Below are 21,347 nucleotides of genomic sequence, written 5' to 3'. Positions count from 1 at the left end.
AGCGGCGCAAGCGGCGAGAGCGCTTGACCGCCGCCGCCGGCCTTCGTACCCGAGTCGGAGGTGCCCGCGCTCGGGCACCCCGGGAGCCGCGCCGTGACGATCCCCAACCTCATCAGCGTGTTCCGCCTGCTCCTCGTGCCGGTCGTCATCGTGGCGATCCTGCAGGGGAACTGGCTCGCGGCCTTCGTGCTCTTCCTCGTCGCGGGCGTCTCGGACGGCATCGACGGCTGGATCGCGCGCCGCTTCGACATGCGCTCGGAGCTCGGCGCGGTCATCGACCCGCTCGCCGACAAGGCGCTCCTCGTCTCGATCTACGTCACGCTCGCGATCGTCGGTGCCATGGCGGAATGGCTCGTCGTGCTCGTGGTCTCGCGCGACGTGATGATCGTGATCGCCTGGGTCGTCTCCTGGATCATGAACCGGCCGATCTCGGTGAGGCCGATCTTCGCGTCGAAGGTGAACACGGCGCTGCTGATCACCTACGCCGTCACCGTGCTCGCGGCCAACGCCTTCGCCTTCACGCTCGGGCCGCTCGACGACGTGCTGTCAATCGGAATCGCGGTGCTCACCGCCTTCACGCTGGCGGTCTACCTGGTGATGTGGCTGAGGCACATGAGCGCGTGAGCGCGGGCGTGCGTTTCGCCTACGGCTGCGCTAGGAGGGGTGCGCCCGTCCGCTCCGGAGACCGACCATGCTCATCCTGATTCTCGGCCTCGTCCTCTTCCTCGGCACCCACGCCTTCACCATGGCGCGGGGCCCGCGTGCGCGGCTCGTCGAGCGGCTCGGGGAGAACAGCTACAAGGTCGCCTACTCGGTCGCCTCCCTCGTCGGCATCGTCCTCGTCAGCATCGGCTACGGCGAGGCCCGGTACGATCCCGCGAACGTCCAGATCTGGTACCCGCCGACGTGGCTCGCGCACGTCGCGCTGCTGCTCATGATCTTCGCCTTCATCCTGTTCGTGGCGACCTACCTGCCGGGGCACATCAAGGCGCGGGCGAAGCATCCGATGCTGGCGGCGATCAAGATCTGGGCGCTGGCGCACCTCCTGGCCAACGGCGATCTCGCCTCGCTGATCCTGTTCGTCTCCTTCCTCGCCTGGGCGGTCGCCGCGCGCATCTCGCTGAAGCGCCGCCCCGTCTCGCCGCTCGCGCCCGCCCGGGCGGCCACCGCAGCGCCCGCGGGCTGGCGCAACGACGCGATCGCGGTGACCGTGGGCCTCGTCGCCTACGTCGCCTTCGCCTTCTGGCTCCACCCGATCCTGATCGGCGTGCCGGTGGTCGGCGCGGCCTGAGCGCAGCGAGGTGCCGCTCGGCTCCCGCGTCCCGCCCCCGCGGCCGCCGCGCGTGGCGCTCACCCCCGCGCGGCTGCCAGGAACGCCTCGATCTCCTGCTCCGTCGTCGCGAAGGACGTGACGAGGCGCACCAGCATCTCGTTCGGCGCCACCCGCTCGCCCGCCGGAAGCGAGTGCTCGGACCAGGGGTGGAAGATCGCGCCCGCCGCCTTCAGCCGCGTCACCGTCTCGCGCGGCAGGACGGGGAAGACCTCGTTCGCCTCGCGGGGGAAGCCGAGCCGTGCCCCCGGGAGCGCGGCGACGCCCTGGGCGAGCCGCGCGGCCATGGCGTTGGCGTGGCGGGCGTTCGCGAGCCAATGGTCGTCCGCGAGGTAGCCCTGGAGCTGCGCCCCCAGGAGCCGCCCCTTCGACAGCGTGTGGCCCGAGCGCTTGCGCAGGAAGCGCATCGCCTCGGCGCGGGCGGGGTCGAAGAAGATCACCGCCTCCGCCGCGAGACAGCCGTTCTTGGTGGCGCCGAAGGAGAGCACGTCGACGCCGAGCTTCCACGTCATCTGCGCCGGCGAGACGTCGAGCGCCACCAGCGCGTTGGCGAAGCGCGCCCCGTCCATGTGCACCGCCAGCCCCGCCTCGTGCGCGATGTCGCACAGCGCCGCGATCTCGGAGGTCCCGTAGACGAGCCCGCCCTCCGTCGCCTGCGAGATGGAGAGCGCACGCGCCGGCATCTCCTTCTCGTGGCCGGAGCGCGCGGCGAGCCATTCGGCGAGCGTGCGCGGCGCGATCCTGCCGCCGACCCCGGGCAGCCCCGCGAGCTTGGCGCCGCCGGTGAAGAACTCCGGCGCGCCGCACTCGTCGTCGATGACGTGCGCCTCGTCGTGGCAGATCGTGAGCCCGTAGGGCGGCACCAGCGCGGAGAGCGCCAGCGCGTTCGCGCCGGTGCCGGTCGCCACCAGGAAGACCGCGCAGTCGCGCTCGAAGATCTCGCACAGTCTCTGCTGGGCGGCCCGGGTCGCGTCGTCTCCCCCGTAGGCGGGCTGCGCGCCCGCGTTGGCCGCGACGAGCGCCTCGAGGACCGGGCGGCTCGCGCCGACGATGTTGTCGCTGGCGAAGTTCATGGATCGGGTCTCCTCCGGCCCGCACCGGACAGGGTCGACGCACGCCCGTCAAGCGCGCAGCTGCGCAGCCAGCGGCGGCGGGAATGCACCCGCGTCCGCAAACTTGCCCGGCGCCGCTGTCGTTCGATGCATTGTTGCGCGCGCCATCGTCACAGGGCAACGATCGTTCTCGAACGCCTCCAAAATGCACTTGTGCACCGGGGCGAAATCTGGCAACGTCCGGCACAACTAGGACAGCAAGGCTGTCCCATCCCGACGGCGCTCGCCGTCATCCGGTCTCGAAGGCAACCCTTTCTCGAAGGCGAGAACGACGATGAACGCCCGCGCCCCGCGCGACCGAGATCAGAAACCCGACGCCCGCGCGACGACGCGGGCGATGCGGGCGCGCGGCGGCTGAGCTCCAGCCGCCGGACGCCCGCCTGAGGTGCGGGCGCCCCCTCCCCCGGCTTCCGCGCCTCCACGAGACGAGCGGCCCGCCCGGCAGGTACGATCCGGGCGGCAGGGTTCCGCCGTATGGCGGTTGGCGGCGACGGGGCGCTCCGGCGGCCCCGATCCGAGCGAGGATCGACGGATGACGAACATCACGATGAGCTTCGGCAGCGGCAAGACGCGAGGGGCGGACTGGCTGCGCGCCGTGCGCGACCCGGGCATGCCGGCGGCGCAGGGCCTCTACGATCCCCGTCACGAGAAGGATTCCTGCGGGGTCGGCTTCGTCGCCGACATGAAGAACCGCCGCACGCACGCCATCGTCGAGATGGGCCTCGACATCCTGCGCAACCTCGACCACCGCGGCGCCGTCGGCGCCGACCCGAAGATGGGCGACGGCTGCGGGATGCTGACCCAGATCCCGCACCGCTTCTTCGCCGGCGAGTGCGCCAAGCTCGGCATCTGGCTGCCGGAGCCCGGCGAGTACGGCGTGGGCATGCTGTTCATGCCGCGCGACCCGGAGGGCTACGCCATCGCCCGCGAGATCGTCGAGGCGGCGATCCGCGACGAGGGCCTGGCGCTGCTCGGCTGGCGCGACGTGCCGGTGGACAACACAGACCTGTCCGAGAACGTCAAGGCGACGGAGCCGCTGCACCGGCAGGTCTTCGTCGGCAAGACCAAGGACGAGGACGAGGCCGCCTTCGAGCGCCGGCTCTTCCTCGCACGCAAGGTGATCTCGAACGCGGTCTACCGGCTCGACGACGCGCGCTGCGCCGGCTACTACCCGGTCAGCATGTCCTCGCGCACCATCGTCTACAAGGGCATGGTGCTGGTGACGCAGCTCGGGGACTACTTCAGGGACCTCGTCGACCCGCGCTTCGAGAGCGCGCTCGCGCTCGTGCACCAGCGCTTCGCGACGAACACCTTCCCGACCTGGCAGCTCGCCCACCCCTACCGCATGGTCGCCCACAACGGCGAGATCAACACGCTGCGCGGCAACGTCAACTGGATGGCGGCCCGGCAGGCGAGCGTCGATTCGGAGCTGTTCGGCAACGACATCTCGAAGCTCTGGCCGATCTCCTACGAGGGCCAGTCCGACACCGCCTGCTTCGACAACGCGCTCGAGTTCCTGGTGCGCGGCGGCTACTCGCTCGCCCACGCCATGATGATGCTCATCCCCGAGGCCTGGGCGGGCAACCCGCTGATGGACGAGGACCGGCGCGTCTTCTACGAGTACCACGCCGCCCTGATGGAGCCGTGGGACGGCCCGGCCGCCATCGCCTTCACCGACGGCCGCCAGATCGGCGCGACGCTCGACCGCAACGGGCTGCGCCCCGCGCGCTACCTCGTCACCGAGGACGACCTCGTCGTGCTCGCCTCCGAGATGGGCGTGCTGCCGATCCCCGAGGAGAAGATCGTCGAGAAGTGGCGCCTGCAGCCCGGGCGCATGCTGCTCATCGACCTCGAGCAGGGGCGCATCGTCGCCGACGAGGAGATCAAGAAGGAGCTCGCCGCGGCGAACCCCTATCGCGAGTGGCTGAAGCACACGCAGATCGTGCTCGAGGACCTCAACCCCGTGCAGCCGCGCCAGTCGCGCACGGACGTGTCGCTGCTCGACCGGCAGCAGGCCTTCGGCTACACGCAGGAGGACCTCAAGCTTCTGATGCAGCCCATGGCCGTCACCGGCCAGGAGGCGGTCGGCTCGATGGGCGCCGATACGCCGATCTCGGCGCTCTCGGACAAGGCGAAGCTGCTCTATACCTACTTCAAGCAGAACTTCGCCCAGGTCACGAACCCGCCGATCGACCCGATCCGCGAGGAGCTCGTGATGAGCCTCGTGTCCTTCATCGGGCCGCGGCCGAACATCCTCGACCTCGAGGGCACCGCGCGGCGCAAGCGCCTCGAGGTGCGCCAGCCGATCCTGACCAACCAGGACCTCGAGAAGATCCGCTGCATCGGCCATTTCGAGGACCGGTTCGACACCAAGACGCTCGACATCACCTATCCCGCGGAGCAGGGCGCGCACGGCATGGAGGGCGCGGTCGAGCGCCTGTGCGATCGCGCGGAGGCCGCCGTGCGCGGCGGCTACAACATCATCATCCTGTCCGACCGGCAGGTGGGCCCGGACCGCATCCCGATCCCGGCGCTGCTCGCCACGGCCGCCGTGCACAGCTACCTGATCCGCAAGGGGCTGCGCACCTCGGTCGGCCTCGTCGTCGAGACCGGCGAGGCGCGCGAGGTGCACCATTTCGCCTGCCTTGCCGGCTACGGCGCCGAGGCGATCAACCCCTACCTCGCCTTCGACACGCTGGCCGCGATGATGGACGAGATGCCGGCGGAGGTGGATTCCACCGAGGTCGTGCAGCGCTACATCAAGGCGATCGACAAGGGCCTGCTCAAGGTCATGTCGAAGATGGGCATCTCGACCTACCAGTCCTATTGCGGGGCGCAGATCTTCGACGCGGTCGGGCTCTCCTCGGCGTTCGTGGCGACCTACTTCTTCGGCACGGCGACCACGATCGAGGGCGTCGGCCTGCCGGAGGTGGCGCAGGAGGCGGTCGCGCGCCACGAGGACGCCTTCGGCGACAGCCCGATCTACCGTGACAGCCTCGACGTCGGCGGCGAGTACGCCTATCGCCTGCGGGGCGAGACCCACGCCTGGAACCCGGACACCGTCGCCACGCTCCAGCACGCCGTGCGCCTGAAGGCGGACGACCGCTATCGCGAGTACGCGCGGCTGGTGAACGAGCAGGAGAACGCCTTCAAGACCGTCCGCGGCCTGCTGCACGTCAAGTCGGCGGAGGAGACCGGCCGCGCGCCGCTGCCGCTCGAGGAGGTCGAGCCGGCGGTGTCGATCGTGCGGCGCTTCTCCACCGGCGCCATGTCCTTCGGATCGATCTCGAAGGAGGCGCACGAGACGCTCGCCATCGCGATGAACGAGCTCGGCGGCAAGTCCAACACCGGCGAGGGCGGCGAGGAGCCCGAGCGCTTCCGGCCGATGCCGGACGGGCGCTCCAAGCGCTCGGCGATCAAGCAGGTGGCGTCCGGCCGCTTCGGCGTGACGACGGAGTACCTCGTCAACTCCGACATGATGCAGATCAAGGTCGCGCAGGGCGCCAAGCCCGGCGAGGGCGGGCAGCTGCCGGGCCACAAGGTCGACGCCAAGATCGCCAAGGTCCGGCACTCGACGCCGGGCGTGGGCCTAATCTCGCCGCCGCCGCACCACGACATCTACTCGATCGAGGACCTGGCGCAGCTGATCTTCGACCTGAAGAACGTCAACCCGTCCGCCGACGTGTCGGTGAAGCTCGTCTCGGAAGTGGGCGTCGGCACGGTCGCGGCGGGCGTCGCCAAGGCGCGCGCCGACCACATCACGATCTCGGGCTTCGAGGGCGGCACGGGCGCGTCCCCGCTCACCTCGATCAAGCACGCGGGCTCGCCCTGGGAGATGGGCCTCGCCGAGACGCATCAGACGCTGGTGATGAACCGCCTGCGCGGGCGCGTGGCGCTGCAGGTCGACGGCGGCCTGCGCACGGGGCGCGACGTGATCGTCGGCGCGCTGCTCGGGGCCGACGAGTTCGGCTTCTCGACGGCGCCGCTGATCGCGGCGGGCTGCATCATGATGCGCAAGTGCCACCTCAACACCTGCCCCGTCGGCGTCGCGACGCAGGACCCGGTGCTGCGCAAGCGCTTCAAGGGCCTGCCCGAGCACGTGGTGAACTACTTCTTCTTCGTCGCGGAAGAGGTGCGCGAGCTTCTCGCGCAGATGGGCTATCGCTCGCTCGAGGAGATCGTCGGCCAGACCGACCTCCTGTGCAAGCGCGCGGGCGTCGATCACTGGAAGGCGCGCGGGATCGACTTCGCCCGCATGCTGACCAAGCCCGACGTCGGGCCGGACGTCGCCGTGCGCCACGTCGAGCGGCAGGTCCATCCGATCGCGGACGTGCTCGACCGCCGGCTGATCGCCGAGGCGCAGCCCGCTCTCGAGGGCGGCGAGGCGGTGACGATCGAGGCCCGCGTGAAGAACGTCGACCGCACCGTCGGCGCCATGCTCTCCGGCGAGGTCGCCAAGCGCTGGGGCCACGAGGGCCTGCCCGACGACACGATCACCGTGAAGCTGAAGGGCACCGCCGGCCAGAGCTTCGGCGCCTGGGTCGCCTGCGGCGTCACCCTCGAGCTCGAGGGCGAGGCCAACGACTACGTCGGCAAGGGCCTGTCGGGCGGCAAGCTGATCATCAAGCCCGCCGCCGAGACCAAGGCGGTGGCGGAGCGCTCGATGATCGTCGGCAACACCGTGCTCTACGGCGCCATCGCCGGCGAGTGCTACTTCCGCGGCGTCGCCGGCGAGCGCTTCGCCGTGCGCAACTCCGGCGCCGTCGCGGTGGTCGAGGGCGTGGGCGACCACGGCTGCGAGTACATGACCGGCGGCGTGGTGGTGGTGATCGGCCAGACCGGGCGCAACTTCGCGGCCGGCATGTCCGGCGGCATCGCCTACGTGCTCGACGAGGCCGGCGACTTCGGCAAGCGCTGCAACCTGTCCATGGTCGATCTCGAGCCCGTCGAGGAGGAGGAGGACCTGATGCGCCGCCTCCACCACCACGGCGGCGACCTCGAGACGAAGGGCCGTATCGACGTGCTGGCGAACATGTCCGGCAAGGACGAGGAGCGCCTGATGCAGCTCATCACGAACCATCTCCGGTACACAGGCTCCGCCCGGGCGAAGGCCATCCTCGACGACTGGGCGACGTACCGGACCAAGTTCGTGAAGGTGATGCCGGTGGAGTACCGCCGCGCGCTCCGGGAGATGGAGCGGGCACGGATGCCGGCCGCGGCGGAGTGACGGACTTGATTGCGATCTCTGTAGCTACAATATAGCCATGGAGATTGCGTTCGACCCGGCGAAAGATGCGACGAACATCACCAAGCACGGCATCTCGCTGGTCCGAGCGACGGAACTGGAGCTGGGCGCCTGGTACGTCGACGATCGTCGAGACTACGGCGAGGTGCGATACCGTGCGTTCGGATGGATCGACGGCAAGCCGTATGTACTGGCGTTTACCTGGTCGGGCGTGACGCTTCGCGCCATCAGCCTGCGGCGAGCCCGCCCGAAGGAGATGCGGAAATATGGTCTCTGATCCGCGCAAGCACGTCCTCGACGAGGACAATCCGGAATGGACGGACGAGGACTTCGCTAAGGCACGTCCTTACGACGAGCTTCCGGAGGACCTGAAGAGGGTCTTCAAGAAGGGCCGCGGACCGCAGAAGGCGCCGACGAAGCGGCTCGTCAGCCTGCGGCTGAGCCCAGACGTGCTGGAGCGCTTCAAGGCGAGCGGGCCCGGCTGGCAGACCAGAATCGACGGCGTGCTGCGCGAGCATATGCCGGACAGGAGCGACCACGGCAGCGTGCGCGATGCCGGCCTGGAGGCGAAGTACGACGAGGAGGCGGATGCCTTGTTCGTGCGTGTGGCCGAGGGAGCGATCGTGGGATCGGAGGAGGTTCGTCCAGGGCTCGTCATCGATTTCGATGCGAGCGGGAAGATCGTCGGCTTCGAGATGCTGAACGCGCACGAGACGGTGGCGCCGGGCGCCTTCCCGCCTCTCGAAGCGAGGGCTCGCGATGAGCGGTAAGGCGACACCGGACCGCAGCGATCTGCCGAAGGCGGAATCACGTGAGCGAGAAGCTGCTTCGATCGACGCCGACGACAGCCCGGAATGGACGGACGAGATGTTCGATCGCGCCGAGGTCCGCCAGGGCGATCGCCCGATCAGCCGCGGCCGCTGGCCGGACGAGGACGACGAGCGCCCCCAGCGGGTGTGAGGGACGAAAACCGAAGCGGTCCGCCCCCCGGGCCCGATGGACGAGACAGCGTTGCCGGGGCTCCGCGCGCGCCTGACGAGGACGATGGACGATGGGTAAGGTCACGGGATTTCTCGAGTACGATCGCGCCGAGCAGAAGTACGAGCTCGCCGGCGACCGCGTGCGCCATTTCAAGGAGTTCACGCTCCCGCTCGACGAGGGCGACCTCAAGAAGCAGGCGGCGCGCTGCATGGATTGCGGCATCCCGTTCTGCCACGGCCCGTCCGGCTGCCCGGTGCACAACCAGATCCCGGACTGGAACGACCTCGTCTACCAGGGCGACTGGGTGGAGGCCGCGAAGAACCTCCATTCGACCAACAATTTCCCGGAGTTCACCGGCCGCATCTGCCCGGCGCCCTGCGAGGAGGCCTGCACGCTCAACCTCGAGAACCAGCCGGTCGCCATCAAGACCATCGAGCAGGCGATCGCCGACAAGGCCTGGGACATGGGCTGGGTGAAGCCCGAGCCGCCGAAGCACCTCACCGGCAAGCGCATCGCCATCATCGGCTCCGGTCCTGCCGGCCTCGCCGCCGCCCAGCAGCTCGCCCGCGTCGGGCACGAGGTGCACGTCTTCGAGCGCCAGGCCAAGCCCGGCGGGCTGCTGCGCTACGGCATCCCCGACTTCAAGATGGAGAAGCACCACATCGAGCGGCGGGTGAAGCAGATGGAGGCCGAAGGCGTGGTCTTCCACTGCAACGTCGAGATCGGCAAGACGCGCGCCTTCGCCTCGCTGCACAACGAGTTCGACGCCGTGCTCCTGGCGGCGGGCGCCGAGAACCCGCGCGACCCGCAGCTGCCCGGCCAGGACCTCGACGGCGTCCACTACGCCATGCCCTTCCTCACCCAGTCGAACCAGCGGGTGAACGACGAGGGCATCCCCGAGGAGGTGGAGCAGGTGACGGCGGCGGGCAAGCACGTCGTCGTCATCGGCGGCGGCGATACCGCGTCGGACTGCATCGGCACCTCCTTCCGCCAGGGCGCGCTCGCTGTGACGCAGCTCGACATCCGGCCCAAGCCCCCGATGATCGAGGACAAGCTGACCGTGTGGCCCTACTGGCCGACCAAGTACCGCACCTCCTCCTCGCAGGCCGAGGGCGCCGAGCGCGAGTTCCAGGCGGCGACGCTCTCGATCGAGGGCAAGAAGGGCAAGGTCGTGGGCGTGCGCTGCGCCCGCGTCGACGAGAAGCGCCAGCCGATCCCCGGCACCGAGTTCGTCATCAAGGCGGATCTCGTCTTCCTCGCCATCGGCTTCGCCGGGCCGGTGAAGGAAGGCCTGATCGCCGAGACGCAGGTGGCGCTCGACCGGCGCGGCAACGTCATGGCCGACGATCGCGACTACCGCACCTCGAGCGAGAAGCTGTTCGTCGCCGGCGACATGCGCCGCGGCCAGTCGCTCGTCGTCTGGGCGATCCGCGAGGGGCGCCAGGCGGCCCGCGCCATGGACACGTTCCTGATGGGGTCCTCGACGCTCCCGCGCTGAGCACGGGCTCGCCTCGCCCGGCTTTCGCCACCTTCGCGGTGCACGGCAGGGCGAGGACGGGCGGCGCCCGTCTTCAGCGTTCGTTAACCATGGCGGCGCAGCCTTCCGGCCTGCGCCCCGAGGACGACACCCGCCGATGACGCTCCGCCCGAGACAGGTCCGTGTTCCCGCAGCCCTCGCCGGCCTCGCCGCCGCCTGGGCGCTCGCGCCTTCGCCGGCGGCGGCGCATCCCCACATCTGGGTCGAGACCAAGACCGAGATCGTCTGGGACGACGCCGGGCGCGTCGCCGCGCTCGCCCACGCCTGGAGGTTCGACGAGGCCAATTCCGCCAGCATGGTCCTCGGCCTCGACGTGAACGGCGACGGCCGCTACACGACGGACGAGCTCGCCGAGATGGCGGAGCTCAACGCCACCAGCCTCGGCGACTTCGGCTACTTCACCTTTCTGAAGGCGGACGGTACCGACCACGCCTTCGCGGCGCCGCGCGACTATCGTCTCGCCCACGACGGGACCAACCTGACGCTCCACTTCACCCTGCCGCTGGAGAGCCCGGCGGAGCCGGACACGGCGCTCGTGCTCGAGGTCTACGATCCGGAGTTCTTCATCTCCTTCCGCATGGCCGACGGCGACGACGCGGTCGTGCTGGCCGGCGCGCCCGGCGGGTGCGCGATCGACGTCGCCCGCGCCACCGAGGTGCGGCTCGACCAGTTCGTGAATCTCAGCGAGGCGTTCTTCGACGCGATCACGGCGACGGAGTCGCTCGGCGTCGAGATCGTCAACCGCGCCCTCGTCGCCTGCCCCTGAGGCCCTGCCGATGCCCGCGCCCTCCTCCGCCGCATCGCTGCCCGTCCCCGCTGCCGCGGCGCGGCCCTGGCTGCGGATCGTTCTCGCGATCGGGGCGATCGTGCTCGTGGCCGGGGCCGGCGCGCTTCTGATCTGGGCCCTCCTGCCCCCCGCCCCGCCCCCGCGGCCGATGCCCTTCGGCGTCGGCGTGCCCGAGGCGGCGCCCCGCACGGGCGCGCTGGCGCGGGTGCTCGCGGTCTTCCAGAGCGCGTTCTACGACGGGCTGCGCGGCGCCGTGAGCGCGCTGAAGGAGAGCGGCGCCGCCCTCCCGGCGCTGATCGGGCTCGGCTTCGCCTACGGCGTCTTCCACGCCGCCGGCCCGGGCCACGGCAAGGCGGTGATCGCGGCCTATCTCGTCGCCGACGGCCGCGCCGCCTGGAAGGGGTTCTCGCTCTCGCTCGCGGCGGCGCTGCTGCAGGCGCTCGTGGCGATCGCCCTCGTGCTCACCGCCGGCCTCCTCCTCGCCGCGACCGCGCGGGAGATGGACACGGCCACGCGGCTGATCGAGACGGCGAGCTTCGCCGCGGTCGCCGCGATGGGCGCCGTCGTCGTCTGGCGCAAGGCCGGCACGCTCGCGACGCTCCTCGCCGGGGCCCGGGGCGGAGCGATCGGCCCCGGCTGCGGCGACGGCTGCGCGCACCTGCCCGACCCGACGACGCTCTCGCGGATGCGTGGCCTGCGCGAGCAGGCCGGCGTCGTCGTCGCGGCGGGCCTGCGCCCCTGCGCCGGCGCGATCGTCGTCCTCGTCTTCGCGCTCTCGCAGGGGATCGTCTGGGCCGGCGTCGCGGCGACGCTGGCGATGGCGCTCGGCACCGCCCTGACCACGGGGCTCATCGCCACGCTCGCGGTCCTCGCCAAGCGGCTCGCGCTCGGCCTCGCCGGCGGGCGCGGGAGCGGCGGGACGCTGGCGATCGGCGGGCTCGAGCTCCTCGCCGGCGCGTTCGTGCTGGTGCTCGGCCTAGCGCTGCTCGTCGGGGTGTCGCAAGCCGGCGTCCTCTGACGCGCGCAGCCGGGCGAGCCCGCGTGCCACGCCCCACCCCGCGAGCCCGCCGAGCGCGCCGATGGCGAGCCAATGCCCCGCCGAGAGCCGCGCCGGGCCCGCGCGCCGCCGCCAGGGCTTCCACGAGCCGGCGGCCGATGGCGGATCGCCCAGGTGATGCGCGGCCGTCAGCGTCCCGACCGGCCCGGCGCCCGTAGGCCGCAGCCGCCGCAGCCGCCGGCCGCCGTCGAGCGCCTCGATCGTGCGCACGAGCCCTCGCTCGTGCCCGCCCCGCGCGTGCCGCATCGCGGCGACCGCATCCGCCTCGCACCCGATGAAATGCCCGACGAAGCGGTCGACAGCGCCGGCGATCGCCGCCCGCGTGGAGGCCCCTGCCGCGCCGGGCGCCGCCTCGATCGCGACGTCGAGCTCGGTGTCGAAGCCGAGCGAGCGGTTGTTCAGGTTGGCCGAGCCGATGCGCAGCAGGCGATCGTCGACCACCATCGTCTTGGCGTGCACGATCGTCGGGCGTCCGTCTCGGGCGTGGGGTGCGAAGGCGCGGAAGCGGTCGAACGGGTCGTTGGCGTTCAGGTGCGCGACGAGGGCGTCGCGCGCCGAATCCATCACCATCCGGTCGAACCAGCTCGGCGAATGCGGCGAGAGGATCGCGACGACCTCCGGCCCGTCCGGCTCGGCGAGCCGCCGCGCCAGCGCCTCGCCCACGCGCGGCGCGGCGAAATACTGGTTCTCGAGATAGATCAGCCGACGCGCGGCGCGGATGCTCTCGAGCGTGAGCCGCTCGCCCTCTCGCACGCCGGGTCGGCCGTGGTAGTGCGGTGCCGCGCGGGCGATCCCGATGCGGACGTCGACGAAGTCCGGCGCGACCTCCTCCGGCCACGGATCGCGCGCGGGCGGCGGCGGCGCCGGCACGGCGCGCCCGGTCGCCTCCGCCCAGCGCCGGCGGGCGAGATCGCCGAGGCGGGCGGCCGCCTCCCCGTCGAGCATCAGCGTCACGCCGTGGTGCGGCGCGTGCCCCTCCCCGGTCGAGGCCGCGCGCAGGCGGTTCACGCCGCGATGGGCCCGGGTGTCCCAGCGATCGGGCGAGAAGTCGTCGCCGGAGACGAACGCCAGCGCGTCGTCGACGACGAGGAGCTTCTGGTGATGGCATGCGCCGATCGGCAGGTCGTCGGCGAGCTCGAGGCGGATGCGCGGGTCGAGCCAGAACGGCGCACGCTGCGGGAAGAGGTCGCGCGTGAGCGATATGGGGAGGACCATGTCCCAGATGTGCAGGCGCACGTCGAGCGCCGGGTTGCGGGCGATCGCCGCGTTCAGCACCTCCCCGATCGCGTCCGGCTCCCCCGGCGCCGCGCCGCGCGGATCGAGGCGGGTTCGCGGGTCGAAGGCCCAGCCGAGCAGCAGGACCTGCCGCTCGGCCCGCAGGAGCGCCCGCTTGGCGAGCGCGAAGTAGCGGGCGTTGTCGAGGACGACGGCCGCACGCCGCGCCCGCGGCGTGCGCCAGGCGGTGTCGCCCGCGCGCAGGAGGGGACCGGGGGCGGGGAGGATCGTGGCGGGTGCGTCCATGCGCAGAGGACGCGCCGGGTACCCTCACGGTTCCGTGCGCCCCGCCCGAGCGCTCCGCCCGAGCACCCCGCCCGAGCGTCCTGCCCTCACCAGCCGAGCGCGCAGCCGTCCTTGCGCGGGTCGGAGGCACCGACGAGGACGCCGCGTGCGCGGTCGATCAGCACCGCCTGCGCTCCGCCGATCGGCGCGCTCGCTGTCTCGGGCGCGGCACCGCGCTCGGCGAGCCGGGCGCGGGTCTCGTCGTCGAACCCCGTCTCGACCTCGGTGCGGCCGCCGTAGCCGAACAGGCGCGGTGCGTCGATCGCCGATTGCAGGTCGAGCCTCTCCTCGAACAGCCGGATCATCAGGTGGGCGTGGCCCGCCGCCTGGTACTGCCCGCCCATGACGCCGAACGGCATCAGCGGCGCACCGTCAGCCTCGACGAGGCCGGGGATGATCGTGTGCATCGTGTGCTTGCCGGGCGCGAGCGCGTTCGGATGCCCGGCATCCAGCGAGAAGCTCGCGCCGCGGCAGTGGAACAGCACGCCGCTCCTCGGCGCGTAGAGCGTCGAGCCGAACGGGTGGAAGAGCGAGTTGATGAAGGAGACGACGAGCCCGTCCGGATCGACGACGGACAGGCAGATCGTGTCGGTCTCGCAAGGCGTCGTATCCCACGGAATCGGCCCGAGATCCCGCGTCCCGCGCTCCGAGCCTGGGCCGGGCCCGGGGTCGGCGGCGGCGCGCCGGACGAAGGCGACCGCCTCCTCCCCGAGGAACGTCTCGAGGTCGACCTTCATCGCGGCGGGATCGGTGATGGCGCCGTCGCGCAGGCGATAGGCCGCCCGCGTCGCCTCCGCGTAGAGCCGCAGCCGCTCCGGCCCCCGTGCCGCGCGCCAGACGTCCCAGCTCTCCAGCGCCTTCAGGATGAGGAGCGCGGTGGCGCCCTGCCCGTTGGGCGGGGTCTCGACCACGTCGATGCCGGCGAAGCGCCCGCGGATCGGCGCGACCCACGTCGCCTCGACGCCCGCGAGATCGGCGTGCGCGTGCGTGCCGCCGAGCCCGCGCAGCGTGGCGATCATGTCGTCGGCGACGGCGCCCTCGTAGAACCCGGCGCGGCCGTCGCGCCCGATGGCGCGCAGCGTCGCGGCGAGCGCCGGCTGGCGGTGGACGTCGCCGGGGGCGAGGGGCCGCCCGTCCTTCAGGAAGGCGCTCGCCGTCTCCGCCCGGCGCGCGAGCCGCGGTGCGTTGACGGCCCAGTCCCGGGCGACGCGCGGCGCGATCGCGTAGCCGGCCTCGGCGACGCGGGCGGCGGGCTCCATCAGCTCCGCGAGCGGCAGGCGCCCGTGCGCGGCGTGGAGCGCGACCCAGGCGGCGACGGCGCCCGGCACGTTGACGGCATGCGGGCTGTCGTCGGGGATCGCGGAAAGCCCGGTATCCGCCACCGCCGCGCGGTCGATGCCCCTCGGCGAGGGGCCGGAGCCCATCAAGGCGCGGGTCGGCGCACCGGGCGCGGCGACGAGCGCGAAGCAGTCCCCGCCGATGCCGGTCATGTGCGGCTCGACCACGCAGAGCATCGCGGAGGCGGCGAGCGCCGCGTCCGCCGCCGAGCCGCCGCGCTTCATCGTCTCGACCCCGACGAGCGAGGCGAGCGGGTGGGACGTCGCGATCATCGCGTTGGTGCCGAACACGGCGGAACGGCCGGGAGCCTGGAAGTCGCGGAGCATCGCGGGTCCTCCTCGAGGGATGAAGCCACTCGTTGTGAGGCCGAACCACCCGCCTGGCAAGCGCGCGTCTCGCCCCAGCCGATCGCGCACGAACGCACGCCCGCAGTGCTCGACGCGGCCCCGCCGGACCCTCGCGCCCGCGCGCCCCGTTTGCTAGGAGGGATGCAAGACGCCATCTCGAAACGAGCCCCGAGGACGAGAAGCCATGCCCGACGTCGCCTATCCGAAGCTCGCCCTGCAGATCGCCGGCGCCTGGCGCCCCGCCGCCGACGGCGAGACGCTTCCCGTGATCGACCCGGCGACCGGCGAGACGATCGGCGACCTGCCGAAAGCCGGCACCGCCGATCTCGACGAGGCGCTCGCCGCAGCCGACAAGGGCTTCGCCGCCTGGCGCAAGGTCGGCGCCTTCGACCGCTACAAGATCCTCCGCAAAGCCGCCGATCTCCTGCGCGAGCGGGCCGAGACGATCGCCACCATCATGACGATGGAGCAGGGCAAGCCGCTCTTCGAGGCGCGCGTCGAGACGCTCGGCGCCGCCGACACCTGCGACTGGCTCGCCGAGGAGGGCCGGCGCGCCTACGGCCGCGTGATCCCGCCGCGCGCGGGCGACGTGCTCCAGCTCGTGATGAAGGAGCCGGTGGGGCCGGTCGCCGCCTTCACGCCGTGGAACTTCCCGATCAACCAGGCCATGCGCAAGGTCGCGGCGGGCCTCGCCGTCGGCTGCTCGGTCGTCCTCAAGGGGCCCGAGGACACGCCGGCCTCGTGCATGGAGATGGTGCGCTGCTTCTTCGACGCGGGCGTGCCCGGCGAGGCGCTGCAGCTCGTGTTCGGGGTGCCGGCCGAGATCTCGGAATACCTCATCCCCTCGCCGGTGATCCGCAAGATCTCCTTCACCGGCTCGACGGCGGTCGGCAAGCATCTCGCGGCGCTGGCCGGGCAGCACATGAAGCGCGCCACGATGGAGCTCGGCGGGCACGCGCCGGCGATCGTGTTCGGGGATGCCGACGTCAACAAGGCGCTCTCTGTGCTCTCGGCGAACAAGTACCGCAATGCCGGCCAGGTCTGCATCGCGCCCACCCGCTTCCTGGTGCACGAGACGGTCTACGATCGCTTCGTCGAGGGCTTCGTCGACATCTCGAAGAACCTGAACGTCGGCAACGGCCTCGACCCTCAGACCAAGATGGGCCCCCTCGCCCACGCGCGGCGCATCGAGGCCATGGAGACGCTCGTCGCCGACGCCCAGGAGAAGGGTGCGACGCTGCGGACCGGCGGCAAGCGCATCGGCAACCAGGGCTTCTTCTTCGAGCCGACCGTGTTCACCGACGTGCCGCGCGACGCGCGCATCCTGAACGAGGAGCCCTTCGGCCCGGTCGCCTCGATCAACCGCTTCAAGGATCGGGACGAGGCGATCGCGGAGGCGAACCGCCTGCCCTACGGGCTCGCCGCCTACGCCTATACCAGCTCCGCGCAGACCGCCTCGGCCCTCGCCGCGGGCGTCGAGAGCGGCATGGTCTCGATCAACCACCACGGCGTGGCGCTGCCCGAGACACCCTTCGGCGGCATGAAGGATTCCGGCTACGGCTCGGAGGGCGGCGTCGAGGCGCTCGATGCCTACCTGACCACGAAGTTCGTGACCCAGCAGGGCCTCTGACCGGCCCACACCCCGGGGCGCCGCCGCGCGCCCCGGGGCCCGTTGCAGGGTGCCGGAGCCCCTGACGCCCCGCTGCCCTTTTGCCTATTTCTTGAGCATTGCTCGCTGCCTTCGTTTTCATCAACCGCCGCGCGCGCCCTCCGGCGGCCGGCGCACGCCTCCCGCTCCCTCGCAAAGCACGGCCACAACGCTCGGATTCGGATTTTCCCGGAGGCCGCGGCGCACTTGGCACGCGCCTTGATTAACGATCCCCGACCACCCGGGGCCGCCGCGTCCCGGGGTTCGCGCAACCGGCCGGCGGGGAGACGTCCCGTCGGGATCCAAGGGGGCCTGCCCATGAAGATCGTGATGGCCGTCATCAAGCCGTTCAAGCTGGAGGAGGTGCGCGACGCGCTCACCGCTCTCGGCGTGCACGGCCTGACCGTGACCGAGGTGAAGGGTTACGGCCGGCAGAAGGGACACACCGAGATCTACCGCGGCGCCGAGTACGCCGTGAGCTTCCTGCCCAAGATCAAGATCGAGGTGGCGGTTTCCGCCGACCTCGTCGCCTCGGCCGTCGAGGCGATCGCCAACGCCGCGCGCACGGGCCAGATCGGCGACGGCAAGATCTTCGTCGTGCCGCTCGAGAAGGCGGTGCGGATCCGCACCGGCGAGACCGACGGCGACGCGCTCTGAGCGGACGCCCCGCGCTCGATTCCCATTCGACCGGAGGAGTTTTCCGAATGATGCCTTCCATCCTGACCAAGGCGGCCGCCTCGACGCTCGCGCTCGTCGTGCTCGCCACGGCCGCCGTCGCGCAGGACGCCGCCCCCGAAGCCGCCGAGGCGGTCGAGTACGCGGTCGCCGGCGACACGGCCTTCGTCTTCAACACGCTGCTGTTCCTGATCGGCGGCTTCCTCGTGATGTGGATGGCCGCCGGCTTCGCCATGCTCGAGGCCGGCATGGTGCGCTCCAAGAACGTCTCCATGCAGTGCCTGAAGAACATCGGCCTCTACTCCATCGCGGGCCTGATGTTCTGGGTCGTCGGCTACAACCTGATGTACGACGGCGTCGACGGCGGCTTCTTCGGCTCGTTCACGCCCAAGGCGATCCCGGCGCCCGACGCCGAGGTGGCCGGCGACGGCTACGCCGCGGCCTCCGACTGGTTCTTCCAGATGGTGTTCTGCGCCACCACCGCCTCGATCGTGTCCGGCACCATCGCCGAGCGCACGAAGATGTGGCCGTTCTTCATCTTCGTGGCCGTGCTCACGGGCATCATCTACCCGATCACCGGGTCCTGGCAGTGGGGCACCGGCTGGCTCTACGAGATGGGCTTCTCCGACTTCGCCGGGTCGACGCTGGTGCACTCGGTCGGCGGCTGGGCCGCGCTCGCGGGCGCGCTCATCATCGGCGCGCGCACGGACAAGTACTCCGCCGAAGGCAAGGTGATGCCGCTGCCGGGCTCGTCCATGCCGCTCGCGACGCTGGGCACGTTCATCCTCTGGCTCGGCTGGTTCGGCTTCAACGGCGGCTCGCAGCTCGCCATGGGCACGATCTCCGACGCCTCGGCCGTGGCGAAGATCTTCATGAACACCAACCTCGCCGCCGCGGCGGGCGTGGTGGCCGCGATGATCCTCTGCCAGATCGTCTACAAGAAGGTCGACCTCACGATCGCGCTCAACGGCGCGCTGGCCGGCCTCGTCTCGATCACGGCCGGCCCGCTCGACCCGTCGGTCCCGCTCGCGATCCTGATCGGTGCCGTCGGCGGCGCGATCGTGGTCTTCGCGGTGCCGCTGCTCGACAAGCTCAAGATCGACGACGTGGTGGGTGCGATCCCGGTCCACCTGCTCGCCGGCATCTGGGGCACGATGGTGGTGCCGCTGTCGACCGAGGGCACGAGCTTCGGCGTGCAGCTCATCGGCGTGGTCTCGATCGGCGCCTTCGCCTTCATCGCCTCCGCGATCGTCTGGTACGTGCTGAAGGTGAGCACCGGCCTGCGTGTGTCCAAGGAGGAGGAGATGGCGGGTCTCGACAAGCTCGAGGTCGGCGTCGAGGCCTATCCCGAGTTCGCGGGCGCCGGTCGCGCCTGATCCGAGCCCCGGCTCCAACGACGAACGCCGCGCCCCCCCGGGCGCGGCGTTCCGCGTTCTTCGGCCGAGGCGGCGCCGCTCAGGCGGCCTTCTTCTGGTAGTCCTTGATGTCCGTGAAGCGGATCTGCGGCCAGCGCTCCTCGTCGTAGCGCAGCGAGAAGGCCGATGGCGCGAGGAAGACCGGCGCGCCGTCGAGATCGTCGGCCATGGCCGAGCGGTTGGCATTCATGAACTCGTCGAGCTTCTTCTCGTCGTCCGACGCGATCCAGCGGCACACCGAGAAGCGGGTCTGCTCGTAGTCGATCGGCAATGCATACTCCGCCTGGAGCCGCTCCTTGAGCACGTCGAGCTGCAGCGCGCCGACGACGCCGACGATCGCGCCCGAGCCGTCGTGCGGCACGAAGAGCTGGACGACGCCCTCCTCGCCGAGCTGCTGGAGCGCTTCCTTGAGCTTCTTCGCCTTCATGGCGTCGGACAGCTTCACGCGGCGCATGATCTCGGGGGCGAAGGACGGCACGCCCCGGAAGACGAGATCCTCGCCCTCGGTGAGCGTGTCGCCGATCCTGAGCGTGCCGTGGTTGGGGATGCCGACGACGTCCCCCGCATAGGCCTCGTCGGCGACGGCACGGTCCTGGGCGAAGAAGAACTGCGGCGCCGAGAGCGTGATCGGCTTGCCCGTGCGCACGAGCTTCGCCTTCATGCCGCGCTGGAGCCTGCCCGAGCACACCCGCACGAAGGCGATGCGGTCGCGGTGGTTCGGGTCCATGTTCGCCTGGATCTTGAAGACGAAGCCGGTCATCTTCGGCTCGCCCGCCTCCACCGCGCGCCCGTCCGCCTCCTGCGCGCGCGGCGGCGGCGCGACACGGCCGAGCGTGTCGATGAGGTCGCGCACGCCGTAGTTCCTGAGCGCCGAGCCGAAGAAGACGGGCGTCAGGTGCCCCTCGCGGAAGGCCTGGAGGTCGAAGCGCTGCAGGCCCTCGCGGGCGAGCTCCACCTCCTCGCGGAAGACCGCGCGCTCGGCCGGATCCGGCAGCAGCTCGTCGAAGAGCGGGTCGTCCGGGCCGGAGACCGGGGTCGGCGTCACCTCGTCGTCGAGCCGGCGCACGGTGCCCGCCGCGAGGTCGTAGGTGCCGGCGAAGGAGCGCCCGCGGCCGATCGGCCAGGTCACCGGCGCGATGTCCAGCGCGAGCGTCTTCTCGATCTCGTCCAAGAGGTCGAACGGGTCGCGCGTCTCGCGGTCCATCTTGTTGACGAAGGTGACGATCGGGATGTCGCGCAGGCGGCAGACCTCGAACAGCTTGCGCGTGCGCGCCTCGATGCCCTTGGCCGCGTCGATCACCATCACGGCGGAATCCACCGCGGTGAGCGTGCGGTAGGTGTCCTCCGAGAAGTCCTCGTGGCCCGGCGTGTCGAGCAGGTTGAAGACGTGCCCGCCGTACTCGAACGTCATCACCGAGGTGACGACGGAGATGCCGCGGCTCTTCTCGATCGCCATCCAGTCCGAGCGCGTCGAGACGCGGTTGCGCTTGGCCTTCACCTCGCCGGCGAGCTGGATCGCGCCGCCGAAGAGCAGGAGCTTCTCGGTCAGCGTCGTCTTGCCCGCGTCCGGGTGCGAGATGATGGCGAAGGTTCGGCGCGCCGAGACGGGATCGGCGGCGGCGGGGCGTGCAGCGTCGGTCATGGGATGAGCGATCGGAGGCTTCTCGGGGAACGTGATGCCTCAGATGGGGCAGAACGTCGGAAAACGCAAATCGGCGGGCGCGATCGGGATGAGGATCTAGTGTCGACCAGACGCCGCAATTGCCACTCTGAGGCTGGCATGATCGCGCCGGAGACGCTACGCTCATAGCGTCGAGTGGAACGCCAGGGAGGGGCCAGCATCCCGCGCCGGGAGATCGGCTCCCGGCGCCTGCGGGCGACAGCCTCGCTCGACCCATGGAGGATATGCGATGAGGTGGGACATCCCACACATCAGCGTGTCCATCACCCTGCGCCGGACGCGGAAGACGAGAATGGCCCTCGTCTTCCGCTTAGCGCTGGAGTGGTGAAAACGGAGGAGGAGAGGAAACTCTCCTTCCCCACTCCACGGACGAATATAGCACGACATGGGCGCACCGCAACGCCGCCGAGCAGATCGACGCGTCGCAGACGTGCGCTCCAGTCGACCACCGACACGAAATGCAATTTCCGGCCAGCCGGACGAGACGTGCGCCGTTACGCTCGTTTTATCGAGCGGAACGCCGAGGATGCGCCGTCGTCCTGCATCGGGAGATCGGCTCCTGCTGCCTGCGGGCGACAGCCTCGCTCGCTCGACGAAGGCGATGAAGTGGGAGATGTCCCGGGTTCAGCGTGTC

Annotated in this window: 16 protein-coding genes; 12 read left to right on the top strand and 4 right to left on the bottom strand. The window is 71.0% G+C overall.

What is annotated here, in order from left to right; all coding sequences use genetic code 11:
* Positions 1 to 93: 93 nt before the first annotated feature.
* Positions 94 to 624 carry a CDP-alcohol phosphatidyltransferase family protein gene (locus G407_RS0108080; RefSeq protein ID WP_029030407.1) on the top strand — a complete coding sequence of 177 codons (531 nt, stop codon included), beginning with the start codon at positions 94 to 96 and terminating at the stop codon, positions 622 to 624.
* A 67-nt stretch (positions 625 to 691) separates the two neighbouring features.
* Positions 692 to 1,291, top strand: coding sequence for an NnrU family protein (locus tag G407_RS0108075; protein WP_029030406.1), 600 nt, complete (start codon positions 692 to 694; stop codon positions 1,289 to 1,291).
* Between the two features lie 59 nt (positions 1,292 to 1,350).
* On the opposite strand, the gene G407_RS0108070 is transcribed toward G407_RS0108075, so the two are convergent.
* Positions 1,351 to 2,403, bottom strand: coding sequence for a threonine aldolase family protein (locus G407_RS0108070; protein ID WP_029030405.1), 1,053 nt, complete (start codon positions 2,401 to 2,403; stop codon positions 1,351 to 1,353).
* 571 nt (positions 2,404 to 2,974) lie between these two features.
* On the opposite strand from G407_RS0108070, the gene gltB reads away from it, so the two are divergent.
* The 7 genes from gltB to G407_RS0108035 all read left to right on the top strand — a co-directional run bounded on the left by gltB (position 2,975) and on the right by G407_RS0108035 (position 12,010).
* Positions 2,975 to 7,669: a glutamate synthase large subunit gene (gltB, locus tag G407_RS0108065; RefSeq protein WP_084327389.1), complete on the top strand. Its 4,695-nt coding sequence runs from the start codon at positions 2,975 to 2,977 to the stop codon at positions 7,667 to 7,669.
* A gap of 37 nt (positions 7,670 to 7,706) precedes the next feature.
* Positions 7,707 to 7,964, top strand: a complete 258-nt coding sequence (locus G407_RS0108060) for a BrnT family toxin (RefSeq protein WP_029030403.1) — start codon at positions 7,707 to 7,709, stop codon at positions 7,962 to 7,964.
* A complete protein-coding gene (locus tag G407_RS32490) occupies positions 7,954 to 8,457 on the top strand; it encodes a BrnA antitoxin family protein (protein ID WP_245259053.1) in 504 nt (167 codons plus the stop codon). The genes G407_RS0108060 and G407_RS32490 overlap by 11 nt, the downstream gene beginning before the upstream one ends.
* Positions 8,447 to 8,647 carry a hypothetical protein gene (locus tag G407_RS31635; protein ID WP_156917508.1) on the top strand — a complete coding sequence of 67 codons (201 nt, stop codon included), beginning with the start codon at positions 8,447 to 8,449 and terminating at the stop codon, positions 8,645 to 8,647. The genes G407_RS32490 and G407_RS31635 overlap by 11 nt, the downstream gene beginning before the upstream one ends.
* Positions 8,648 to 8,738: 91 nt before the next feature.
* Positions 8,739 to 10,166 carry a glutamate synthase subunit beta gene (locus G407_RS0108045; protein ID WP_029030402.1) on the top strand — a complete coding sequence of 476 codons (1,428 nt, stop codon included), beginning with the start codon at positions 8,739 to 8,741 and terminating at the stop codon, positions 10,164 to 10,166.
* Positions 10,167 to 10,302: 136 nt separating this feature from the next.
* Complete coding sequence (locus G407_RS0108040; protein WP_029030401.1) at positions 10,303 to 10,971, top strand: DUF1007 family protein; 669 nt, start codon at positions 10,303 to 10,305, stop codon at positions 10,969 to 10,971.
* A gap of 10 nt (positions 10,972 to 10,981) precedes the next feature.
* Positions 10,982 to 12,010 carry a nickel/cobalt transporter gene (locus G407_RS0108035; protein WP_043539259.1) on the top strand — a complete coding sequence of 343 codons (1,029 nt, stop codon included), beginning with the start codon at positions 10,982 to 10,984 and terminating at the stop codon, positions 12,008 to 12,010.
* Here the strand turns inward: G407_RS0108035 and G407_RS26435 are convergent.
* Both G407_RS26435 and G407_RS0108025 read right to left on the bottom strand, forming a co-directional pair.
* Positions 11,969 to 13,570 (bottom strand): phospholipase D-like domain-containing protein, encoded by a 1,602-nt coding sequence (locus G407_RS26435; RefSeq protein ID WP_052341091.1) that lies wholly within the window; start codon positions 13,568 to 13,570, stop codon positions 11,969 to 11,971. The two genes, G407_RS0108035 and G407_RS26435, sit on opposite strands and share 42 nt — an antisense overlap.
* 86 nt (positions 13,571 to 13,656) lie before the next feature.
* Positions 13,657 to 15,273 carry a gamma-glutamyltransferase family protein gene (locus G407_RS0108025; protein WP_029030399.1) on the bottom strand — a complete coding sequence of 539 codons (1,617 nt, stop codon included), beginning with the start codon at positions 15,271 to 15,273 and terminating at the stop codon, positions 13,657 to 13,659.
* Positions 15,274 to 15,478: 205 nt separating this feature from the next.
* Here G407_RS0108025 and G407_RS0108020 point away from each other — a divergent pair, with 205 nt between their 5' ends.
* The 3 genes from G407_RS0108020 to G407_RS0108010 all read left to right on the top strand — a co-directional run bounded on the left by G407_RS0108020 (position 15,479) and on the right by G407_RS0108010 (position 18,993).
* The gene (locus G407_RS0108020) at positions 15,479 to 16,924 is read left to right on the top strand and encodes an NAD-dependent succinate-semialdehyde dehydrogenase (protein ID WP_029030398.1); all 1,446 of its coding nucleotides are present in this window, start codon (positions 15,479 to 15,481) and stop codon (positions 16,922 to 16,924) included.
* A 336-nt stretch (positions 16,925 to 17,260) separates the two neighbouring features.
* Positions 17,261 to 17,599, top strand: coding sequence for a P-II family nitrogen regulator (locus G407_RS0108015; protein WP_029030397.1), 339 nt, complete (start codon positions 17,261 to 17,263; stop codon positions 17,597 to 17,599).
* Positions 17,600 to 17,649: 50 nt separating this feature from the next.
* On the top strand, positions 17,650 to 18,993 hold the full coding sequence (locus G407_RS0108010) for an ammonium transporter family protein (protein WP_029030396.1): 1,344 nt from the start codon (positions 17,650 to 17,652) through the stop codon (positions 18,991 to 18,993).
* A 79-nt stretch (positions 18,994 to 19,072) separates the two neighbouring features.
* On the opposite strand, the gene G407_RS0108005 is transcribed toward G407_RS0108010, so the two are convergent.
* On the bottom strand, positions 19,073 to 20,674 hold the full coding sequence (locus G407_RS0108005) for a peptide chain release factor 3 (protein WP_029030395.1): 1,602 nt from the start codon (positions 20,672 to 20,674) through the stop codon (positions 19,073 to 19,075).
* Positions 20,675 to 21,347 lie beyond the last annotated feature (673 nt).

The organism is Salinarimonas rosea DSM 21201, assembly GCF_000429045.1.
Lineage (GTDB): Bacteria > Pseudomonadota > Alphaproteobacteria > Rhizobiales > Beijerinckiaceae > Salinarimonas > Salinarimonas rosea.
This window is presented reverse-complemented; position numbering and strand designations above follow the sequence as displayed.

Excerpts from the sequence above, each read along its gene's own strand:
- G407_RS0108035 (WP_043539259.1), top strand. The coding sequence starts at position 10,982 with ATGCCCGCGCCCTCCTCCGCCGCATCGCTGCCCGTCCCCGCTGCCGCG.
- G407_RS0108020 (WP_029030398.1), top strand. The coding sequence starts at position 15,479 with ATGCCCGACGTCGCCTATCCGAAGCTCGCCCTGCAGATCGCCGGCGCC.
- G407_RS31635 (WP_156917508.1), top strand. The coding sequence starts at position 8,447 with ATGAGCGGTAAGGCGACACCGGACCGCAGCGATCTGCCGAAGGCGGAA.
- G407_RS0108060 (WP_029030403.1), top strand. The coding sequence starts at position 7,707 with ATGGAGATTGCGTTCGACCCGGCGAAAGATGCGACGAACATCACCAAG.
- G407_RS0108040 (WP_029030401.1), top strand. The coding sequence starts at position 10,303 with ATGACGCTCCGCCCGAGACAGGTCCGTGTTCCCGCAGCCCTCGCCGGC.
- G407_RS0108075 (WP_029030406.1), top strand. The coding sequence starts at position 692 with ATGCTCATCCTGATTCTCGGCCTCGTCCTCTTCCTCGGCACCCACGCC.
- G407_RS0108045 (WP_029030402.1), top strand. The coding sequence starts at position 8,739 with ATGGGTAAGGTCACGGGATTTCTCGAGTACGATCGCGCCGAGCAGAAG.
- G407_RS0108015 (WP_029030397.1), top strand. The coding sequence starts at position 17,261 with ATGAAGATCGTGATGGCCGTCATCAAGCCGTTCAAGCTGGAGGAGGTG.
- G407_RS0108070 (WP_029030405.1), bottom strand. The coding sequence starts at position 2,403 with ATGAACTTCGCCAGCGACAACATCGTCGGCGCGAGCCGCCCGGTCCTC.
- G407_RS0108025 (WP_029030399.1), bottom strand. The coding sequence starts at position 15,273 with ATGCTCCGCGACTTCCAGGCTCCCGGCCGTTCCGCCGTGTTCGGCACC.
- G407_RS0108005 (WP_029030395.1), bottom strand. The coding sequence starts at position 20,674 with ATGACCGACGCTGCACGCCCCGCCGCCGCCGATCCCGTCTCGGCGCGC.
- G407_RS26435 (WP_052341091.1), bottom strand. The coding sequence starts at position 13,570 with ATGGACGCACCCGCCACGATCCTCCCCGCCCCCGGTCCCCTCCTGCGC.
- gltB (WP_084327389.1), top strand. The coding sequence starts at position 2,975 with ATGACGAACATCACGATGAGCTTCGGCAGCGGCAAGACGCGAGGGGCG.
- G407_RS32490 (WP_245259053.1), top strand. The coding sequence starts at position 7,954 with ATGGTCTCTGATCCGCGCAAGCACGTCCTCGACGAGGACAATCCGGAA.
- G407_RS0108010 (WP_029030396.1), top strand. The coding sequence starts at position 17,650 with ATGCCTTCCATCCTGACCAAGGCGGCCGCCTCGACGCTCGCGCTCGTC.